General features: G+C 40.0%; 20 protein-coding genes. 3 read left to right on the plus strand and 17 right to left on the minus strand.

Annotated elements, in window-relative coordinates:
• Positions 1–21 precede the first annotated feature (21 nt).
• The 6 genes from MHI16_RS15120 to MHI16_RS15145 form a co-directional block, all read right to left on the minus strand.
• Positions 22–975, minus strand: a complete 954-nt coding sequence (locus MHI16_RS15120) for an iron-siderophore ABC transporter substrate-binding protein (RefSeq protein ID WP_058013741.1) — start codon at positions 973–975, stop codon at positions 22–24.
• Positions 976–1,114: 139 nt separating this feature from the next.
• Positions 1,115–2,023: an alpha/beta fold hydrolase gene (locus tag MHI16_RS15125; RefSeq protein WP_235567009.1), complete on the minus strand. Its 909-nt coding sequence runs from the start codon at positions 2,021–2,023 to the stop codon at positions 1,115–1,117.
• 64 nt (positions 2,024–2,087) lie between these two features.
• On the minus strand, positions 2,088–2,999 hold the full coding sequence (locus tag MHI16_RS15130) for an alpha/beta hydrolase (protein ID WP_061409531.1): 912 nt from the start codon (positions 2,997–2,999) through the stop codon (positions 2,088–2,090).
• Positions 3,000–3,324: 325 nt separating this feature from the next.
• Positions 3,325–3,753: a phosphate-starvation-inducible protein PsiE gene (psiE, locus tag MHI16_RS15135; protein WP_058013739.1), complete on the minus strand. Its 429-nt coding sequence runs from the start codon at positions 3,751–3,753 to the stop codon at positions 3,325–3,327.
• Positions 3,754–3,790: 37 nt separating this feature from the next.
• A complete protein-coding gene (locus tag MHI16_RS15140; RefSeq protein ID WP_058013738.1) occupies positions 3,791–5,098 on the minus strand; it encodes a HAMP domain-containing sensor histidine kinase in 1,308 nt (435 codons plus the stop codon).
• Positions 5,085–5,780 (minus strand): response regulator transcription factor, encoded by a 696-nt coding sequence (locus tag MHI16_RS15145; RefSeq protein ID WP_058013737.1) that lies wholly within the window; start codon positions 5,778–5,780, stop codon positions 5,085–5,087. The genes MHI16_RS15140 and MHI16_RS15145 overlap by 14 nt, the downstream gene beginning before the upstream one ends.
• A gap of 252 nt (positions 5,781–6,032) precedes the next feature.
• Between MHI16_RS15145 and MHI16_RS15150 the strand changes: the two genes are divergently transcribed.
• Entirely contained in the window at positions 6,033–7,232 is a 1,200-nt protein-coding gene (locus tag MHI16_RS15150; protein WP_058013736.1) for a DUF418 domain-containing protein, read from the plus strand.
• A gap of 74 nt (positions 7,233–7,306) precedes the next feature.
• On the opposite strand, the gene MHI16_RS15155 is transcribed toward MHI16_RS15150, so the two are convergent.
• Complete coding sequence (locus tag MHI16_RS15155) at positions 7,307–8,239, minus strand: WYL domain-containing protein (protein WP_061409533.1); 933 nt, start codon at positions 8,237–8,239, stop codon at positions 7,307–7,309.
• An 83-nt stretch (positions 8,240–8,322) separates the two neighbouring features.
• Between MHI16_RS15155 and MHI16_RS15160 the strand changes: the two genes are divergently transcribed.
• Both MHI16_RS15160 and MHI16_RS15165 read left to right on the plus strand, forming a co-directional pair.
• The gene (locus tag MHI16_RS15160; RefSeq protein ID WP_058013735.1) at positions 8,323–8,973 is read left to right on the plus strand and encodes an NAD(P)H-dependent oxidoreductase; all 651 of its coding nucleotides are present in this window, start codon (positions 8,323–8,325) and stop codon (positions 8,971–8,973) included.
• Positions 8,974–9,531: 558 nt separating this feature from the next.
• Positions 9,532–9,957 carry a hypothetical protein gene (locus MHI16_RS15165; protein WP_058013734.1) on the plus strand — a complete coding sequence of 142 codons (426 nt, stop codon included), beginning with the start codon at positions 9,532–9,534 and terminating at the stop codon, positions 9,955–9,957.
• Between the two features lie 881 nt (positions 9,958–10,838).
• Here MHI16_RS15165 and sufB read toward each other — a convergent pair.
• The 10 genes from sufB to MHI16_RS15215 form a co-directional block, all read right to left on the minus strand.
• A complete protein-coding gene (gene sufB, locus MHI16_RS15170) occupies positions 10,839–12,236 on the minus strand; it encodes a Fe-S cluster assembly protein SufB (RefSeq protein ID WP_058013733.1) in 1,398 nt (465 codons plus the stop codon).
• Between the two features lie 17 nt (positions 12,237–12,253).
• Positions 12,254–12,700 (minus strand): Fe-S cluster assembly sulfur transfer protein SufU, encoded by a 447-nt coding sequence (gene sufU / locus MHI16_RS15175; RefSeq protein WP_003212941.1) that lies wholly within the window; start codon positions 12,698–12,700, stop codon positions 12,254–12,256.
• Positions 12,690–13,910 (minus strand): cysteine desulfurase, encoded by a 1,221-nt coding sequence (locus MHI16_RS15180; protein WP_058013732.1) that lies wholly within the window; start codon positions 13,908–13,910, stop codon positions 12,690–12,692. Before MHI16_RS15180 ends, sufU begins: the two co-directional genes overlap by 11 nt.
• On the minus strand, positions 13,910–15,223 hold the full coding sequence (sufD, locus tag MHI16_RS15185) for a Fe-S cluster assembly protein SufD (protein WP_058013731.1): 1,314 nt from the start codon (positions 15,221–15,223) through the stop codon (positions 13,910–13,912). Before sufD ends, MHI16_RS15180 begins: the two co-directional genes overlap by 1 nt.
• A gap of 18 nt (positions 15,224–15,241) precedes the next feature.
• A complete protein-coding gene (sufC, locus tag MHI16_RS15190) occupies positions 15,242–16,027 on the minus strand; it encodes a Fe-S cluster assembly ATPase SufC (protein ID WP_003213654.1) in 786 nt (261 codons plus the stop codon).
• 210 nt (positions 16,028–16,237) lie between these two features.
• On the minus strand, positions 16,238–16,375 hold the full coding sequence (locus MHI16_RS15195; RefSeq protein WP_162839378.1) for a hypothetical protein: 138 nt from the start codon (positions 16,373–16,375) through the stop codon (positions 16,238–16,240).
• Between the two features lie 215 nt (positions 16,376–16,590).
• On the minus strand, positions 16,591–16,959 hold the full coding sequence (locus MHI16_RS15200) for a carboxymuconolactone decarboxylase family protein (protein WP_003212803.1): 369 nt from the start codon (positions 16,957–16,959) through the stop codon (positions 16,591–16,593).
• 103 nt (positions 16,960–17,062) lie between these two features.
• Positions 17,063–17,884, minus strand: a complete 822-nt coding sequence (gene metQ / locus MHI16_RS15205; protein WP_058013730.1) for a methionine ABC transporter substrate-binding lipoprotein MetQ — start codon at positions 17,882–17,884, stop codon at positions 17,063–17,065.
• A 14-nt stretch (positions 17,885–17,898) separates the two neighbouring features.
• Positions 17,899–18,567: a methionine ABC transporter permease gene (locus tag MHI16_RS15210; RefSeq protein ID WP_058013729.1), complete on the minus strand. Its 669-nt coding sequence runs from the start codon at positions 18,565–18,567 to the stop codon at positions 17,899–17,901.
• Complete coding sequence (locus MHI16_RS15215; protein WP_058013902.1) at positions 18,560–19,585, minus strand: methionine ABC transporter ATP-binding protein; 1,026 nt, start codon at positions 19,583–19,585, stop codon at positions 18,560–18,562. Before MHI16_RS15215 ends, MHI16_RS15210 begins: the two co-directional genes overlap by 8 nt.
• Positions 19,586–19,598 lie beyond the last annotated feature (13 nt).

A 19,598-nucleotide genomic window follows, 5' to 3' on the forward strand; every position in this document is an offset into this window, starting at 1 on the left:
ACATTTTCTCCTCTGTTATCCTTATTTATCAATGCCGAGACGATCATAAATATCATCAAGCATCATGTTTGCAGCAATAATACCGCCGCCCATGTTCCAAGTGATTTCATCGACTTTATGCACTTGTTTCGCTTTCACTGCGTCAAGCTGCTTCCATAAAGGATGACTCGTCCACTCTTTATATGCTTTTTCAACCGCTTTATCCTGATCATCCATGAAGTAATAGATCACATCTGCATCCATTTGCGGAATGCTCTCTTTGTCTGTAAGTGTAATGATGTCTTGCTTTTTATCTTTGACATTCTTAGGTCCTTCAAAGCCTAGCTCTGTTAAAATGGACCCTGCGAAACCAGTTTGATAGATTCTAGCATGATCTGCACGGAAGTTCACTACAGACACACTCATTGGCCAGTTTTTGATGTCTTTTTTCGCTTTTTCTTTGAAGTCAGCGACGCGGTCATCCCACTTCGTCAGCAATTCTTTTGATTTGTCTTGCTGATTTAACGCTTCACCCATTAATTTCACTGTATCTTTAAATGTGAACACTGTTTCAGTTGCAACAGTTGGAGCGATTTCTTTCAGCTGATCAAAAATTTGCTCGTGGCGGACTTTTGATGCAATGATCAAATCTGGGTTAAGCTTTTCAATTTCCTCTAGGTTTGGCTGTATTTCCTGCCCAACAATTTTGACATCCTTTAAGTCATCTCTTAAATATTTATACGTAGGTGCTTCAAGCCAAGATTCTACAACACCCACTGGTTTAATGCCCATTGCGACTGCTGCATCGGTTGCTCCTTGGTACAGCGTCACCACACGTTTAGGCGATCCTTTAATTTCAGTTGAACCGATAGCGCTTTCAACGGTTCTTGCTTTTTCTTTACTATTTGACTTGCCTTCACTGCTATTGCTGCCGCAAGCTGCAAGTAAAACGATGGAGAGCACAACTAATAGCGACCAAAAAGATTTTTTGAACATGTACCTCACCTATCCATTCTATATGTAGTCATATCGTTTGATAACGATTCTCATTATCACACTATGATTTTATCATAGAAAAGGATGGTGTCAATGTAAATTTTTAAGAAAAAGGGAGAGTGTTGACTAGTTGTTCATACTAAATAGAACGATTCCACATTTGGATAGTCTTACCGATTTGTTCTCCCGCTTCTAGTAACACCGACAAATGGGTATGTCCATCCAGCACTTCATAGACTGATTGTTGCTTGATCTCTTCATTTGGCAGTTCATGATAGGCAGAAAATTTTTCTATATCATATAGCTCATCCTCGCTGCCTACTATCATCGCATAGGGCCGATCAATCCTAGCAAATTGTTTTTTAGGTGCAGAAGGGGTTAAAGCAAGTGATAGATTGACGGTGATGGCTGTTAATAGAAGCGGATCCTGCTCAACTACCCATGCTGGATAATGAAAACGCACGGCTTCAGAATGACCCATCAGCATCCCTTTTGTCATAGCAGACAAAACGAATTTCCATACTTGAACGGTCGCAAAAGGAATTTGATCAGGTCTTGCAGTGTCTGATTGATAGCCAAATTCAGGTGCAATAAAAAAGTAACCGTCTACTTCTCTTTTTTTCGGCCAAGATAGGTAATTTAGCAGTAATCCCGCTCCAGAAGAATGCCCGCAAAGATAAACAGCTCCTTTATGCTGCTGTTTGACCGTATCCACAAACTGCGAAATATCTTGCCACACATCTGTGACACTAGGTGTATCACCCTTTTTTCCTTCCGAATGGCCGTGACCTCTTAAATCAATTAAAAACGTATTCACATGAAAATCATGTTTCAGCGTATAGGCGATATGCTCGTAACCAGCTAGGCTGTGAGCGCCTCCGCCATGGATCAAGATGACATTTGCCTCGTTCTGCTTTTCTGCTAAAAATGAATAATACGCAAGGCTTGTGCCGTCGTGTGATGGCATGAATTGTCTTTCTGGAATATGAACAGGGGCTACCTGCTGCATACTTGCAAATGAGAATGGTTCGTTCTTGGTGTCTGTCAATGATTCGCTCCTTCAAACAGAAACGAGAATGGCCAGCTGCGCTAGTCATCCTCATTCCTATATCTTAGTCATTGCATTCTTTCAAAGGGAAGGTATTACTTTCAATAATCTCGACAATTTGGTTTAACGCTTTTTTTGCTTCTGGTATAGGGAAAACAGGAAACACATGATTCATTTTAGGATATTCTATATAGTTTATTGGAACCCCCTGCTTCTCTGCTATCTCTTTGAATTTACGGGCATCTGGGAGGAAGAATTCGTGAGTGCCTATAAAAACAGAAATTCGTCCCAATGCTTTGATCTCTCCATAAATTGGACTGACTAAGTGGTGTGTTTCATCCATGTCACCCGCATATCTTTTTCCTGCTTCAATTAATAAGGCTAGATTGAGCATTGGTTCTTTTGGAACCATCGCAGCGATATCTGGGTTGCTTAATGTAACATCTAGCCATGGTGATAAAAGAATGATATTCCCAGGCTGCGGCAAGCTCTTTTTTGCCAAGTATTGAGCAAAAGCTAACGATAAACCTCCGCCAGCAGAATCACCCATGATGACGATATTTTCAGGTATTCCTTTCTCTAAAAGAGCTTGGTACACAGGAAGGACACTCTCGATCGCATCCATATACTGATGGTTTGGTGCTTTTGGATAAACCGGCACATACACCGTACTATTTAATTGCTTCGTCAATCGGTCTAAAAAACGCCAATGCCAAGTCAAAGGCTGTTCAATATAGCCGCCACCGTGTATAAACAACACTTGATGGTCATCCGGCTGGACATTTGATTTCAACATATACGTATCGACTAGAAACGAGTGATTTTTAGTGATTTTGTACTTATTCTTAATTTTTTCAGGCAATTCATAAGGTAATTCATTTGCCCTTCTTCGTTCTTCTAGATAATCATTTACATTGAGTTTCTTTTTCGTCAAAACAAGCAGCTGTTCTACTAAAAAGCTTTGAATACTTCGCATATGATCGCCCCCTGTTCATAGAATCATGATGTTCGATGTCTCTGGAAAGAAAAGGCTTCTAAAGCATACCATAAGAATACGCACATCAGGTAAACCACTTTTGAAAAAACCTTTTTATCCTGATGATCACTCATCATCACAAACAGATATTCATTAATGAACAACTGTTTATTTATTGTTACTCATATTCTACTTTTTAGACGCATGACAATCAATTGTCAATCTGATCCTAACCGTTCATTAATAGACAGATGACGACTGAATGTTCATTTCGTCAATGTCCAGACATGAAAAAAGACGAACGGTCATCGTTCGTCTTCTTCCCTCACTTCACTTCTTCATTCTCCTGAACCGCATGTCGTTTACTAGCGATAAAAAGTGCAACAGTCATAGCTAAAATAGTCAGCGCCCACCAGAAGGTCGATACAGCCTCTTTATGATCGATGATAATCAAACGGATAACGGCTGTGATGCCAATATAAATAAAATAGCGAAGCGGAAAATGAAAGTTTGATTTAAAGTACTTAATAATTAAGGCAATGAACTCAAAGTACATAAAGAAGATCAGCAGCTCACCAAGCATTTCATAATAGCTTTCTCCTTTGTTGACCACATTCTTGTAGACAAATTGGACAATATACCATGTTTCACTAATTAAGAGAACGCTTAAAGCAAGGGCTAGAAAGAATAGACAGATATTCAGCAGACCTTGCAAGAGATCGGGTACCTTTTGGAAATTGTTGAATCGTTTCATGAGATTGTCTCTCCATTCCATATTATTCATTTGTCATCTATATTTTGATGTGCCAGAATCGCAGCACGGTGTAGTAAACGCCGTTCTTTTCCATCTTTTCAAACTGCCCGTGCATGCGGGACATCATTCGTTTAATGCTTCGTTCACCAAGCCCAGTGCTTTCCTGCGTGTCATTTGTCTCTTTTATCGCATTGCTGACATGGATCTCAAAGATTTCTTGATCGGATAGAAACGTGAGATTGATGTCTTTTTTCGGATCGGCGTATTTCAGTATGTTCGACATCAGATTATCAAACACTCTGCCCAGCTCCTCGACATTCACGTTGATATAGCTGTCTGGCAGCTCTCCTAAAAGATGAACCTTGAATGTCTCTTGCTGCAAGATCGCCACCTGATCTGATAGGAGATCGTAAATGACCTCTTTGACTGCAACGGTCTCAAGCTCAGGTTCATGTTCTTTATCAAGCAGAAAATAGGCAAACAGATTATCGGAAAGATTTTTCAATTGCAGTGCTTTGTCATAAGCACTTGCTATATATTGATCTTTACGTGTATCCGCCCCAGCCGCCTCTTTTTTCGCAAACTCTAAATTCATCATTAGCGATGTCAGCGGTGTTCTCATATCGTGCGACATTTCAGTAACTAAGCTGCGGCTCTCTTCTTGCAGCTCATCGATGGCTTGAAGCTTGTCCAGAAAAGCTTTACGAAGATCCTCAATACTTTTAGCAATCATCGCTAATTCATCATGCCCTTTCACCGTCATCTCGTAATCCAGCTCGCCGCCTTCAAGAATATGAATGTCTTGGTGAATCGTTTGCAGGTAGCGTAAACTTTTGCGAATGCCAAGCAGAACAATGAGGAGGAAAATAAGCGTCGCTCCGAGCAGCTCAAGTGTAAAGGCAAGATCGTGGTAACGAGATGAATAGAAACCATCCACCATGACCCGACCTTCACCGTCACTAAACTGAACCGGATACGAATGATGCTCAGCATACTGGGTCACCTTTTCTTTTCCGTAAGCCGATTCATCAGCAGCCGAATAGATGGAGTCATATTGCAGCACTTCATCCTTGAAGATGGTCAAATTAATGTAATTCTCTTTTTTCACCCACTCACCAAACGCTTGTCGATTTGTAGAAGACAGCTCATTCTCAGACACATAGCGGCTGAATTTTTGAATATATCTAGCTGACTCCGCCTCGTAATACTCGTCTGAACTCAAATATCCGTCAATGAGGTCATTGGTGATTTTTTGCAGCGTCAAAAAGACAAGTCCACTCACAACCGTAGCTGTCAAAATCAGCAGTGCCAGCTTTTTGGCTAGTGTATATTTACGATGTGCCAAATCGGTATCCTCTTCCCCATTCGGTTTTGATATATAAAGGACGTGCCGGATCATCTTCAATTTTGGCACGCAGCTTTCGAATATGCACCATCACCGTATTGTTGGAACAATAGAAATAAGGCTGTCCCCACACGCTCTCATAAATATTTTGGGCTGAAAAGATTTTGTTTCGCCTGCTCATGAGCAGCTTGAGCACACGATATTCTAAATCAGACAGCTTGATTTGTTGATTTTCTTTCCACACTTCATTAAATTCTTCGCTCACCCTCAGCTTGCCCCCAACAAGAAAAGTTTCTTCCTGTTCCTTCTTTTCCTGATAGACGGTGTACCTGCGTAATTGTGCAATCACTCTAGCATGAAGCTCCTCTTGTGAAAAAGGTTTTGTCATATAATCATCCCCGCCGGCAAGTAAGCCTTCGGTTTTATCGAATGTACCTGATTTGGCTGTTAGAAACAGAATCGGGACATTAGAAGAGGCTCTCATCTGCTGGCACGTTTCAATGCCTGATATGCCTGGCATCATCACATCCAAAATCACCAAATCGAGCGAATCGTCCACAAACTTCAATGCTTGCTCGCCATTCATCGCTCTTTGCACCTCATATCCAGCACGTGTAAGGGATTCCTGTAAAAGGTCTCCAATATCCTGATCATCTTCTACGACTAATATTCGATGTGTCATGTTTCTCTCACCTCATGATACGTGATGTACTTTCTATTATGCCTTTACTATATATCATCTAGCTATGTGAAAAGATACAGCATAAATCTTAACAGTTTATGAATTTGACCACCTTCCATCAATTTGTCACATTTATTTTCAAATAATTGGATCTTCATAAATTGTTAAGAATTGGGACGTATATTGATTCATTGTAAGGATCGTTGAACTGATCCGAATGACATTTATCATAACAAGAAAAGGAGCATGGATATGAATGCAAACAAAGTAGCACACGCGATGAGTTTGAAAGATCGGATCCATTTCTTAGACATCGTACGGGGATTTGCCCTAATGGGAATTATTCTGGTGAATTACTTTTTGATTGTGGATTCGGCGAAGGGGTTCGATATGGGAGCAAATGATGTCTTTCATAACTTGGTGAATTGGTTCGCCTCAGGGAAATTCATTACGTTGTTCTCCTTCCTATTCGGGGTTGGTTTTATGATTTTTATGGATCGAGCGGCTCAGAGGGTGAACAATCCGAACAAGCTGTTTGCCCGCAGATTAACCATTCTTTTAGGATTTGGCCTTCTGCATTTAACCTTTGTTTGGATTGGTGATATTTTAGCGTATTATGCAGTCGCTGGCTTTTTATTGCTCTTCTTTTACAAACGCACAGCCAAAACCATCGGATACTGGTTGATCGCACTCTTTGTGATTCAATTGCTCACGCCCTTTTTCACGATGCTGCTCAATACCATCAATTCAGGATCATCAGGCAAGCCGGACTTGGCTGATTTTGAATTAATCAGCCACAACAGCCTGACTTATTTAGCATCTATCGGTGATCGGTGGACAGATATGGTCACGATGGCTTCCAGTTCTTTTTCTACTGTCTATTCCATGTTCTTCATGTTTTTACTAGGTGTGTATTTTGTGAAAATGGCGTTTTTCAAAAACATGGAGGCGAAAAAAGCGATTTGGAATCGCATTTGGATCATTTGTACAATCGCTTTTCTCATCACTCAAAGCAGTACGATCATTGTAGCAATCAATCCTTTTGAAAATACACCCTGGGTGAGCATTGCCACTACTCTGGAACAAAACGGAGGATTAACTGGCAGTATGTTTTATATGAGTACACTTGCGATGCTGTTTCTGCACGTTCCTCAGCTGCGAGGTGCTTTGATGGTCTTTACAAAAGTCGGACGGATGTCCCTGACCTGTTATTTGCTTCACTCGATCATTGGAACGATGCTATTTCTAAAGTATGGAGCAGGGCTTGTCGATCATCTCCAGCCGGCTGGTACGTTCTTTATAGCTATTGGCGTGTATGTCTTCCTTGCGCTTTTCAGTACGATTTGGTTAAAGCGCTTTAAGTATGGACCGATGGAATTTATTTGGCGTCAGCTGACGTATGGGAAGGTCAATGACAGATCGAAAACCAATACATTTCATGAGGCGAAGTAAAAGAAAAAAGGCGAATGGCTATAGTTCGCCTTTTTTAATATGTGAAGTTTTATTCAGAGACAATTCGTTCACTTTCAATACTGATCCATCATTTCTTGCAATTGAGTCAAATAACTCTTTTTTAATTCATCTGGGTATTCAATTTTCACATGTTTCCCAAATGAGATCAAATAGTGAGTCATATACGATAATTCTTCTTGATTGTACCCACCCATAATATAAGGAGTATCATCAATGATCTCCAATCTCATATTCGGATAATGATTCTTCAGAAACTTTTCTTTCCCTTGTTCCGTTAATCGACATTTAAATGAGATATCATGATAAGTTTTTTCGTACTCGGCCTGCATTGCTTTTAATTCTTCCTTCGTAAAGGTGCCTCCGCCTTCTTCTTCAATGATCAAGTCCTTCATAAAATCACATCTATAGATGCCCCACTTTTTACTTTGAACATCATATGCTTTGGTGAACCAAATCCCATTTCGATAAAATAACTCAAGAAATTGCAGCCTGATCCTTTTATTTTCATATTGAGTGTACGTCATCTTCACGATTTGATCTTCCATCATCGCCTGTAAAATCAATTCCAAATGATTTTGTTCACTAACTGGTTCGACATTATAGTAATGAATCACTTCCAAAGTCTCTGTAATCATTTGTTTTCTCTCATCAGACATTGTGGCAAACAGCTTTTGCCGAATTTGTGAGTAGGACTTTTTAAATGGTGTGGCTGACACCAGATCTAGCGCTTTAAGTGCGAAAAAAATAGCTTGAACTTCATCGATATTGAAATAAATAGGGACCATTGGAGATTGTTTCACCAGTCGATATCCTCCATGTCTGCCATTTTCAACATAAAAAGCTAAACCCATGGACTCTAGTTCTTCCATATCTCTCAACGCCGTACGTTTCGATATGCCAAATTCGGTTTCTAAATCCTTTAATTGAAAAGAGTACTTATCACTTAAAAAAATAAGTTCCTGATTTAATCGTTCTGATTTTTTCATTGGATTTTCCTTTTGAAAAAGGTGACATGTTTTGTCACCTTTATATTTTATACTCAGTTTATCAAAAGAAAAGGAGCATGTATATGCAAACATTAATCATTAACGCGCACCCTGATTTCACTCATCGAGAAAGTTATTCACACAAACTGCAAACACTATTTTTAGAACAGTTTAAAGAAAGATTCCCTCATGAAGAACCAACCATTTTACATTTACATGAAACTGAAATTCCTCGTATCGAAAAAGACCAGCTGCTACGTATTTGGGATAAGCAAGCATCTGAACAAACATTAACAGCTGCCGAAGAAAAAATCGCTGCTGCTTCATCTGCTTTATTGGCTCAATTCAAAGCACATCATCGAATCGTGATTGTATCACCTGTTCATAATTTCAATGTGACGTCACGTATGAAAGATTATATAGATAATATTTTGATTGCTAGAGAAACGTTTAAATACACAGAAAATGGTTCAGTTGGTCTGATGACTAACGATTATCGTGTACTTTTGCTTCAAGCAAGCGGCTCAATTTTCACAAATAACGATCGATACACACCTCTGGAATATTCACATTACTACCTAAAAGAAATATTCCAAAACTTAATGGGCTTTCAACAATTTCATATTGTCCGAGCACAAGGAACAGCGATTTTAGAAGAGGAAACGATCTTGACAGCTGCAGCTGACGATTTGTCTAAAGCCTTTGATGCGTTTTACTCACCTAGCGGGATGTAAGTTGTATTTTCAAAAACAAAAAGACCAAAAACGTTTGATATCACGTTTTTGGTCTTTTTTATTATTAACCGATTGAACCTTCCATTTCGACACGAAAGAAATACCTAATGGGGCAAGAAACTGAGTAATATGAAGGGTTGCAACCCCTTCTTTTTATCACGAAAATAGAAGGCACAGCATTGCACTTGCACGTCGTTTACAATCCATCTTCACCGACTTTTTTCAATTCAGTTTGAACAAATATAGTCTGACAACGATTAACCGTATTTCCAGTTAACAAATTTTTTCTTCATTATGAAAAAATTACCCAATTTACTCGAAACGCTACGCAAAAGGATAGACAGTGTGACGAATAAACAATAAAAGACCAGGTACTCAATTTTCAAATTAGCGCCTATTTATTATTTTGCCGACTAATCAATAATTTCTCTATCTATGCCTTAAGATCCTGATTAGCATATCTATCAATTAAATAAACCCAATTATTAGTTTGATAACCAAAAATATTCATGTTATCATAAAATTGTAATGTTTTACAATTATAGGAGGTTTTTGTTTATGAAAAAATTATTACTCGTTCTTGTTATTTCTCTAGGGCTGTTTAGTGGATTAACTAGTAATGTATCTGCTGCTGAAAATAACAATCAAAATCAAACTCATTCTACTATCATGAACACATCTAACAGTATTCATGAAAAAGCTTTTGAACTAAAAAATAACAGTAGAGGTCAATTTTTTACCTACAAGTCTAACCCTATTAAATATTTCAAATTTTATTTTACTGGCTCTGACGGCGTCACTGTACTAGTTGATAGTAAATATTCTCATAAAATCAGCATATTGAATGGAAAATTCATTCAAGTTGGATTAACAAACATAGCACTCGCTCCAGATCTAACTTATGGTTGGAATTATATTGAAATAGTAGATACAAGACCTCGTATTGGAGCATCTTACTTTAATTTAGAAATAAATTGGCTTTAATTTGTAAGTACATATTTAGAAAAATACTTTTAATTATTTAGTTAAATTTGTAAATATAAGACCAAGACAGCAATTAAGCTAGCTTGGTCTTGCTTTACTTATTACGTCTTTGTTGATGTAATATACAAACCTACTAAACGGTCATTTAACATTCTTCAAATTGTATATACTTTAAGTTTCGAATTAGAAATTATAGTCTTTTTAACATCTATTGTAATCAAACCTTCACTTATATTTACTTCGTTGTGCAATGATAAATTTAAATTCCTCAAAATCACCACTTATCATAGTGCTATTATCGAATTTTCTCCAACTAAGATTTATCAATCACCTTTTTATCGAATTCTTGTTGAATATAATGACGTACTGCCCATCCAACAGATAGACGTTTCAGCGAAAGATAATGTTGAAATAAAGATGAAGTAAAATTTTATAGTTTGGATGAATTAAAACAAATACTCGATTACATGAAAACCTATAAGCACCGACGATGCAAAGATTATCAATTGTATTATATGTTATATACTTTTTGAGCGAAACAGACTTACATAAAATCATTAAATAAAATTAATGATAATATTTTCTCTCAAAATTACCTTGGCAATTATTTAACACCTTCTACAGTACGTTAAACTATTGTAAAAAAAGGCTGGGGTAGATTATAAAGAAACGCACTGTTTAGACAAACCCACTCAGTTTTACTTTTAGAATCAGGAGCCAGCTTAAAATTTGTTTCTAACCGATAGAAATTACTGAAAATAGAAGAAGACGAACTAAAAAAAGTTCGCCTCCTATACAAAAGATAGAATCTGAATCGGCACCGGCCGATTTTCATTATTCTTTCAAAACCTCTAATACACTTAGCAGGCCTTTCAGGTGTATTACCCAATAGAACCTTCCATTTCAAACTTAATCAAACGGTTCATTTCAACGGCGTATTCCATTGGTAGTTCTTTTGTGAATGGCTCGATGAAGCCCATGACGATCATTTCTGTTGCTTCTTCTTCAGAAATTCCGCGGCTCATCAAGTAGAATAGCTGCTCTTCTGATACTTTTGATACCTTCGCTTCGTGCTCTAATGAAATGTTGTCGTTTAGGATTTCATTGTAAGGAATCGTATCAGATGTTGATTTGTTATCCATGATGAGTGTGTCACACTCGATGTTTGAGCGTGCACCCTCTGCTTTACGTCCGAAATGAACGATTCCACGGTATGTGACTTTACCGCCTTGTTTCGAAATTGATTTCGATACGATCGTTGAAGAAGTGTTTGGTGCAAGGTGAATCATTTTCGCACCTGCATCTTGATGCTGACCTTTACCTGCTAGGGCAATACTTAATGTCATCCCACGAGCGCCTTCACCTTTTAGGATGACCGCTGGGTATTTCATTGTCAGCTTAGAACCGATGTTTCCATCAATCCATTCCATCGTTGCATTTTCTTCACATACTGTACGTTTCGTCACAAGGTTGAAGACGTTGTTTGCCCAGTTTTGAATCGTTGTATAACGACAGTAGCCGCCTTTTTTCACGATGATTTCAACAACCGCACTGTGAAGTGAGTTTGTTGTGTAAACTGGAGCTGTACAGCCTTCTACGTAATGCACATGTGCGCCTTCATCAACGATAATCAGTGTACGCTCGAACTGACCCATGTTTTCAGAGTTGATACGGAAGTATGCTTGAAGTGGAGTATCTACTTTTATCCCTTTTGGTACGTAGATAAATGAACCACCAGACCATACAGCCGAGTTAAGCGCAGCAAATTTGTTGTCAGTCGGAGGAATGACTTTTGCCCAGTGCTCACGGAAGATGTCTTCGTTTTCTTTTAATGCGCTGTCTGTATCTTTAAACACAATGCCTAGATCTTCAAGGTCTTGCTTCATGTTGTGATACACAACTTCAGATTCATACTGAGCAGATACACCTGCTAAGTACTTTTGCTCTGCTTCAGGGATCCCAAGCTTATCAAAGGTTTGTTTGATTTCTTCTGGTACTTCATCCCAAGAACGCTCAGAGCGCTCTGATGGCTTTACGTAGTACGTAATTTCATCAAAGTTTAATGCATTTAAATCTCCGCCCCATTGTGGCATCGGCATGTTGTAAAAGTGCTCAAGAGATTTCAAACGGAAGTCGAGCATCCACTGAGGCTCTTCTTTCATACGAGAAATTTCTTCAACGATCTCTTTTGTCAGTCCGCGCTCTGAACGGAAAATGGAAACGTCTTTATCAGAAAAGCCGTATTTATATTCACCAACATCTGGCATTTTTTTAGCCATCCATTTTCACTCCAATCTTATGATTTGCCGTTATCTTCGGCAGATGCGCCTTTTTCAAGCGCCTTCCAAGATAATGTTGCACATTTGATGCGGGCAGGGAATTTTGCCACTCCCTGCAGCGCCTCAATGTCACCAAGATCAATGGAATCGTCGTATTCTTTTCCTAGCATCATATCGGAGAAAATCTGAGACATTTTCAAAGCTGTTTCAATATCTTTCCCTTTAATCGCCTGCGTCATCATAGAGGCAGATGCCATCGAAATCGAGCATCCTTCTCCTTCAAATTTCGCATCCATGACTTTTTCGTCTTCGATTTTCATCGTGAGACGAATGCGGTCACCACACGTTGGGTTGTTCATATCGACGACAATGCTGTCGTTTAACACACCTTTGTTTCTCGGATTTTTATAATGATCCATAATCACTTGTCTGTACAGTGTGTCTAAGTTTACATTAAAAGACATTCGTAAAATACTCCTTTGTCTTACGGAGCGCTGCAATAAGTTGGTCAATCTCTTCTTCTGTATTATACAGATAAAAGCTTGCTCTTGCAGTCGCTGATACACCAAGCCATTTCATGAGCGGCTGTGCACAGTGGTGTCCAGCACGAATGGCGACACCTTCCGTATCTAGAACAGTAGACGCATCATGCGGATGGACGTCATCTAAGTTAAACGTCACAAGCCCAGCTCGGTGCTGCGGTCCATAAACAGTCGCACCGTCAAGCTCTTTGAAGCGCTCAAGTGCATAAGTGGCAAGCTGATGCTCGTAACGGCTGACTTCCTGCATACCAATGTCATTTAAGAAATCAATGGCTTTTCCGAGTCCAATTGCTCCGGCAATAATCGGTGTTCCCGCTTCAAATTTCCACGGAAGCTCTTTCCAAGTAGAATCATACAGATCCACAAAGTCGATCATTTCACCGCCAAACTCAGCAGGCTCCATATTATTCAAAAGGTCCTTCTTCCCGTAAAGTACACCAATGCCAGTCGGTCCACACATTTTATGTCCAGAGAATGCGAAAAAGTCACAATCTAGATCCTGAACATCAATTTGCATATGCGGTGTGCTCTGCGCACCATCGACAACGATAATAGCACCGTGATCGTGGGCAATCTTTGCGATTTCTTTAATCGGGTTGATGGTTCCTAGTACGTTTGAAACATGTGTGACAGCGACGATTTTCGTTTGATGTGTGATCGTTTGCTTCACATCTTCAAGCGATAGCGTGCCGTCTTCCTGTAACGGAATGTATTTCAATGTGGCGCCAGTTGCTTTTGCTGCTTGCTGCCAAGGGATGATATTCGCATGATGCTCCATATGCGTAATGACAATCTCATCGCCTTCTTTAAGGTTTGCTCTAGCATAGCTGATCGCCACTGTGTTTAGTGCAGTTGTTGTACCTCTAGTGAAAATAATCTCCTGGACAGATGAAGCACGGATGAATGCACGAACTTTCTCTCTCGCACCCTCGTATGCGTCCGTTGCTCTTGTACCAAGGGTATGAACACCCCGATGGACGTTCGAGTTGTAAGACCGGTAATACTCATTCATTGCATCAATGACCACTCTTGGTTTTTGAGAAGTCGCTGCACTGTCCAAATACACCAAATCATGTCCGTTCACTTGCTGATGAAGGATTGGAAATTGCTCACGAACGTCTTTGATATTCATTATTTTACTTTCCTTTCAATCACAGAAACGAGCTGCTTTTTAACTCCTTCAATCGGCAGTTCTTTCACAACTGGATTTAAGAAGCCATAAATCACAAGTCTTTCTGCATCTTCTTTGGAAATCCCGCGGCTCATGAGGTAATACAGTTGAATTGGATCGACACGTCCAACAGAAGCAGCATGCCCTGCTGTTACATCATCCTCATCAATTAATAGAATTGGGTTTGCATCACCGCGTGCTTTCTCACTCAGCATGAGAACACGTGATTCCTGCTCGGCATTTGACTTCGTTGCGCCATGCTCGATTTTACCAATTCCGTTAAAGATAGAGGATGCTTGATCCTTCATCACACCATGCTTCAAGATATACCCTTCAGAGTTTTTACCGAAGTGAATGATGCTTGTTGTAAAGTTTTCCGTTTGATTCCCGCGGCCGACAACAACTGATTTTGTATCACCAAATGTACCGTCGCCCATAAGCTTTGTGATGTTTTCAGACACGACGTCTCCATCATTCATCAAGCCAAGCGCCCATTCGATTTTACTGTCACGGCCACTTGCCATACCGCGTCTATTCACATAGACTGTGACACCTTCAGAAAGGTTATCTACTGCACCGTAAGTGACGCGAGCATTAGCACCCGTGAACACTTCGGACACGATATTGAAGATTGCTTCTTCAGGTTTTGCTGTACTGATGTAGTTTTCTACATATGTCACTGCACTATGATCGTCTGCTACGACGATGACATGGTTGAACAAAGTCGTGTCGTCATTTTCATGCAGGTAGACGGCTTGAATTGGTGCTTCAAGTTCTACATTTTTCGGTACATAGAGGAAAGCTCCACCATTCACTAAAGCAGCATGTAAAGCTGTTAATTTATGCTCATCTACTTTCACTGCATCCGTCATGAAGTATTTCTTCACTAAATCACCATGTTCGCGAAGCGCTGTATGAAGATCAGTGAAGATCACGCCTTTGTCTTTCGCTTCTGTTGAAAGAGACAAGTAGGCTGGCGTTTGATCACGCTGAATATAGACTGTCTTATCCGTGTCCTCTAAATCAATGAGAGATTTCACTTCTTCAGGAAGCTCTTCTAATGATCCAAATGGCGCACTTTCGACTGTATGCTGTTTGAAATTGGTTAAATTCCATTTAGAAATATTCGTTTTGTCAGGCTTTGGCATTGGTAGGTCTTCTGCTTTTTCAAGAGCCTGTAAGCGAAGGGAACTCATCCATGCCGGTTCCTGATGCTTCTCGGAGAAGCTTTTGACATAATCTTGATCTACTGATAATTTCGTTTCTAATGTCATCAATAATCCTCCTAACGCTTACGCTTCTTGACCAACAGTTTCGTCTTCAATTCCTAACTCTTTTTTAATCCAGTCATAGCCTTCTGCTTCTAGACGCTGCGCGAGTTCTGGTCCGCCAGATTTCACGATACGTCCTTGCATCATGACATGAACATGATCTGGTGTGATGTAGTTCAGTAGACGCTGATAGTGAGTGATCATTAAGCAGCCGAAGCTTTCGCCGCGCATTCTGTTAATTCCTTTAGAAACCACTTTCAACGCATCGATATCAAGACCAGAATCGATTTCGTCAAGAATGGCGATTTTTGGTTCAATCATCATTAATTGAAGAATTTCGTTGCGTTTTTTCTCCCCGCCTGAGAAACCTTCGTTTAGGTAGCGCTGCGCCATGTCTGGGTCCATTTCAAGGAACTCCATGTTTTCGTCCATTTTGCGGATAAATTTCATGAGAGAGATTTCATCGCCTTCTTCTCTGCGAGCGTTAATAGCAGAACGAAGGAAGTCCGCATTTGTCACACCACTAATTTCAGATGGGTATTGCATTGCAAGGAAAAGACCTGCTTGAGCGCGCTCATCTACTTCCATTTCAAGTACATCTTCGCCATCAAGCAAAATGCTGCCTTTTGTTACTTCATATTTAGGGTGACCCATAATTGCAGCAGATAAAGTTGATTTACCTGTACCGTTTGGTCCCATTACTGCGTGGAATTCTCCACCTTTTATCTCGAGGTTTACACCCTTTAAGATTTCTTTCCCTTCAATCTCAACGTGCAAGTCCTTAATTGTTAATGTCGAAGCAGTCATATATCGATACCTCCAAAATAATCATTATTCTCAATTTATTCTCATTCTAATTTTATAACAAATTAAAAGTGAATACAACACATTCACGATAAGCGTGAGAGGATGCTCTCAAAATTCTAACAAAAAAAGCCGGTAGATAAAAGGATTTATGTCGAAAAGACTGTTTTCATAAAGAAAGGACGGGAAACTGTTCTCCCGTCCCTAAGCTATTTAATAGCCTCGTATATTCATTTTTGCGAGCTGTCTTTTCTCATCTCGATAGGACTGCTCTCGTTTATATTCCACTTTCATCCGTAAGTCATGGTCTCTTTCGTACTCTGCATAGCTCATGCCATGAGCCTTATGCATGGCCTTTTCCATCTCGGCGGTATAATCCAATCCCAGTGTACTATGGTCCGAACAAATAATAAACCATTCCCTTCTTTGAGTGTAGCTTTATTGTATCAAAGACATGCGGCTTCACTCAAAAGGGATATAGCGCGCTATGCTGGCATATTTTCTCACACAAAAGGCTGAGAACGACTCAACTCCCTGAGATGGATAAATACCATCTTATCCTTCCCTTAATGCGTCTGTCCTCCAAATTCGTCAATACATTGCTGAACGACAGTAATCCCTTGGCTCAGTGCTGCCCCGCCGCCAAATGCTGCCGCCACGCTGACAACCTCTAGCAAATTCTCCTCTGTCGCGCCTTGATCGAGCGCCCCCTTTGTATGATAAATCATGCAGTATTCATCCTGTGCATGAATACTGATGCCAAGGGCAATCATTTGTTTTTCCTTTTGCGTTAATGAATCGCTCTGAAAGCACTGCTCCGTGAATTCATTGAATTTCTTCCCAAACACCGGCATTTTCTTCTGAAATTCACCCATTGCGGTTTTATAATCAGTCAGTGATTGCTGCATGGATCCGCTCATATGCTGTTCATTCATCTTCATTCCATCCCTTCAGGTCATTTGTACATTTTTATTATGAGCGAGATTTGAAAAAATACACAAAAAACCTCGCTTTGATGAAAGCGAGGTTAACACATGGTTATTCAGATACCGGTAGTACAGCACCGTCATATTTTTTGTCGATGAATTCTTTGATTTTATCAGAGTGAAGAACTTCCATTAAAGTCTTGATCTTATCTGATTTTTCCTCACCTTTGCGAACCGCCACGATGTTTGCGTATGGGTTGTTCTTTGTTTGCTCAAGTTCGATTGAATCGTTTTTCGGATTCAATTTATTTTGGATCGCATAGTTGACGTTGATAAACACAGCATCGCCTTCACTGTTTTCATAAGCTTTCGCTGTTAGTTCAGGAGCGATTTTTTTGAACTTTAGGTTCTTTGGATTTTCTTTGATGTTCTTTACAGTAGCGTTGATTGTATCGACCTTTGGATCAAGTTTGATGACACCAGCATTTTGTAATAGGGCAAGCATACGTCCTTGCTCAGCTACGTTGTTTGTCATGATGATCGTGCCGCCGTTTGGAATATCTTTTACTGATTTGTATTTCTTAGAGTAGATACCGAATGGCTCAAGGTGAACCGCACCAGCACTCACAAGGTTGTAATCTTTGTTTGATTTATTTTCTTCGTTTAAGTAAGGGATATGTTGGAAAAAGTTCGCATCCACTTCTTTTTCAGATAACGCTTTGTTGTACATTTTGTAATCGCTAAGTACCTTCACTTTGAGGTCGTAGCCTTTTTCTTTTAGAAGTGGTTTTGCTTCTTCAAGAATCTCGGCATGTGGTGTTTTTGAAGCAGCAACCGTAATGGTTTTGCTATCACTTGCGTTATTAGATGAACCGCATGCAGCTAAAATGCCTGCAAATGCTAGGAATAGTGCACTTAAAATCAATTTCTTCATGAATAAATCCTCCCTTATCGTTTATCAATTTTATTTGTAATCAAATCACCGATTATTTGAATAATAAAGACGATGATGAGAATAAACACAGTGGCAACAAGTGTGACATCTGTATTACCAGATTGGTATCCTTCCACATAGGCAAGGTCACCAAGTCCGCCTGCTCCAATTGCACCTGCAATCGCAGTTGAGCCAATTAAAGCAATCGCTGTTACGGTAATACCTGAAATGAGGGCTGGCAATGATTCTGGCAGCAATACTTTGAAAATGATGGTCGATGTTTTCGCTCCCATTGAGCGTGCTGCTTCAATGACTCCTTTGTCTACCTCACGCAGTGCAATTTCGACAAGACGTGCATAGAATGGAGCTGACCCAATGACAAGGGCAGGGAGTGCTGCATTTGGACCTAGAATTGTATGCATTAAGAATTTCGTGAACCCTAATAAAAGAATAATTAAAATGATAAAAGGAATCGATCTGAAAATGTTGACGACTGCACCGATGACTGTGTTGATCGGTTTATTTTCCCAAAGACCACCTTTACTTGTGAGAAAGAGCAGGAGTCCAAGAATAATTCCGATCACAAAGGCAAATGCCAATGAAATGAGTGTCATATAGACCGTTTCACCCGTTGCATTCCAAATGACTTCTAAATCAACGTTCGGAAACCATTTCTCAAACATGTGTCATCACCTCAATTTCAACCTGTTTACTTTGGATATAGGCGATGGCTTTTTCTACCTCGGTCTCTTCTCCATTAATATGGATAAAGAGTGTTCCAAACGCGCCTTCCTGCGTTTGAGAAATCTTTCCTTGAAGGATGTTTACATCGACATTGAAGGATCGAATGATTTCAGTGATGAGCGGCTGCTCGGCAGAATCACCAATAAAGGACAACCGTACGACCTGACCTTCTTTTACACGCTCTAAGACGTGCTCGATTGTTTCTTTCGCTTCCTCTGGTTCAGCAAGCTGCTGGACAAATCGCTTCGTCATTTCTTCCTTCGGCTGTCTGAAGACGCGTAATACTTCGCCTTCTTCGACTATGCGTCCATTCTCCATCACTGCCACGCGATGACAAATTTTGCGAATGACATGCATTTCGTGTGTAATCAGCACAATCGTCAGCCCAAGTCGTTTATTGATATCTGCTAAAAGATCAAGGATAGAATCCGTTGTTTGCGGATCAAGCGCTGATGTTGCTTCGTCACAAAGAAGAACCTTTGGATCATTTGCTAATGCTCTCGCAATCCCCACACGCTGTTTTTGTCCGCCACTAAGCTGAGACGGATACGCATTTTCTTTTCCTTCTAAACCGACTAATTTAATCAGTTCATTCGCACGTTCTCTTCGTTTTGATGCCTTTACACCTGCGATCTCAAGCGGGAACATAATATTTTGTCTCACCGTTCTTGACCAAAGTAGGTTAAAGTGCTGGAAAATCATGCTGATTTCTTGTCTTGCTATCCGAAGTTTCGCATTCGATACTTCATTGATCCGGTTGCCTGCCACTTCAACAATTCCTGTTGTTGGCAGCTCCAGACCGTTTAATAGGCGAATAAGCGAGCTTTTCCCGGCACCGCTATACCCGATAATTCCGAATATTTCACCTTTACCAATATCCAAGTTGACGTCTTTCACGGCATCAACATTTCCGCTTTTTGAATGATACGTTTTTGATACATTCTGTAAATGGATCACAGTCTGTTCACCT

Source organism: Bacillus sp. FSL K6-0923 (assembly GCF_038630825.1).
GTDB lineage: Bacteria > Bacillota > Bacilli > Bacillales > Bacillaceae > Bacillus > Bacillus pumilus.

What these genes read in the sequence shown, in the direction of transcription:
- MHI16_RS15120 (WP_058013741.1), bottom strand. Translation starts at nt 975, where the DNA reads ATGTTCAAAAAATCTTTTTGGTCGCTATTAGTTGTGCTCTCCATCGTT.
- MHI16_RS15130 (WP_061409531.1), bottom strand. Translation starts at nt 2,999, where the DNA reads ATGCGAAGTATTCAAAGCTTTTTAGTAGAACAGCTGCTTGTTTTGACG.
- psiE (WP_058013739.1), bottom strand. Translation starts at nt 3,753, where the DNA reads ATGAAACGATTCAACAATTTCCAAAAGGTACCCGATCTCTTGCAAGGT.
- MHI16_RS15145 (WP_058013737.1), bottom strand. Translation starts at nt 5,780, where the DNA reads ATGACACATCGAATATTAGTCGTAGAAGATGATCAGGATATTGGAGAC.
- MHI16_RS15150 (WP_058013736.1), top strand. Translation starts at nt 6,033, where the DNA reads ATGAATGCAAACAAAGTAGCACACGCGATGAGTTTGAAAGATCGGATC.
- MHI16_RS15155 (WP_061409533.1), bottom strand. Translation starts at nt 8,239, where the DNA reads ATGAAAAAATCAGAACGATTAAATCAGGAACTTATTTTTTTAAGTGAT.
- MHI16_RS15160 (WP_058013735.1), top strand. Translation starts at nt 8,323, where the DNA reads ATGCAAACATTAATCATTAACGCGCACCCTGATTTCACTCATCGAGAA.
- MHI16_RS15165 (WP_058013734.1), top strand. Translation starts at nt 9,532, where the DNA reads ATGAAAAAATTATTACTCGTTCTTGTTATTTCTCTAGGGCTGTTTAGT.
- sufB (WP_058013733.1), bottom strand. Translation starts at nt 12,236, where the DNA reads ATGGCTAAAAAAATGCCAGATGTTGGTGAATATAAATACGGCTTTTCT.
- sufU (WP_003212941.1), bottom strand. Translation starts at nt 12,700, where the DNA reads ATGTCTTTTAATGTAAACTTAGACACACTGTACAGACAAGTGATTATG.
- MHI16_RS15180 (WP_058013732.1), bottom strand. Translation starts at nt 13,910, where the DNA reads ATGAATATCAAAGACGTTCGTGAGCAATTTCCAATCCTTCATCAGCAA.
- sufD (WP_058013731.1), bottom strand. Translation starts at nt 15,223, where the DNA reads ATGACATTAGAAACGAAATTATCAGTAGATCAAGATTATGTCAAAAGC.
- sufC (WP_003213654.1), bottom strand. Translation starts at nt 16,027, where the DNA reads ATGACTGCTTCGACATTAACAATTAAGGACTTGCACGTTGAGATTGAA.
- MHI16_RS15195 (WP_162839378.1), bottom strand. Translation starts at nt 16,375, where the DNA reads ATGCATAAGGCTCATGGCATGAGCTATGCAGAGTACGAAAGAGACCAT.
- MHI16_RS15200 (WP_003212803.1), bottom strand. Translation starts at nt 16,959, where the DNA reads ATGAATGAACAGCATATGAGCGGATCCATGCAGCAATCACTGACTGAT.
- metQ (WP_058013730.1), bottom strand. Translation starts at nt 17,884, where the DNA reads ATGAAGAAATTGATTTTAAGTGCACTATTCCTAGCATTTGCAGGCATT.
- MHI16_RS15210 (WP_058013729.1), bottom strand. Translation starts at nt 18,567, where the DNA reads ATGTTTGAGAAATGGTTTCCGAACGTTGATTTAGAAGTCATTTGGAAT.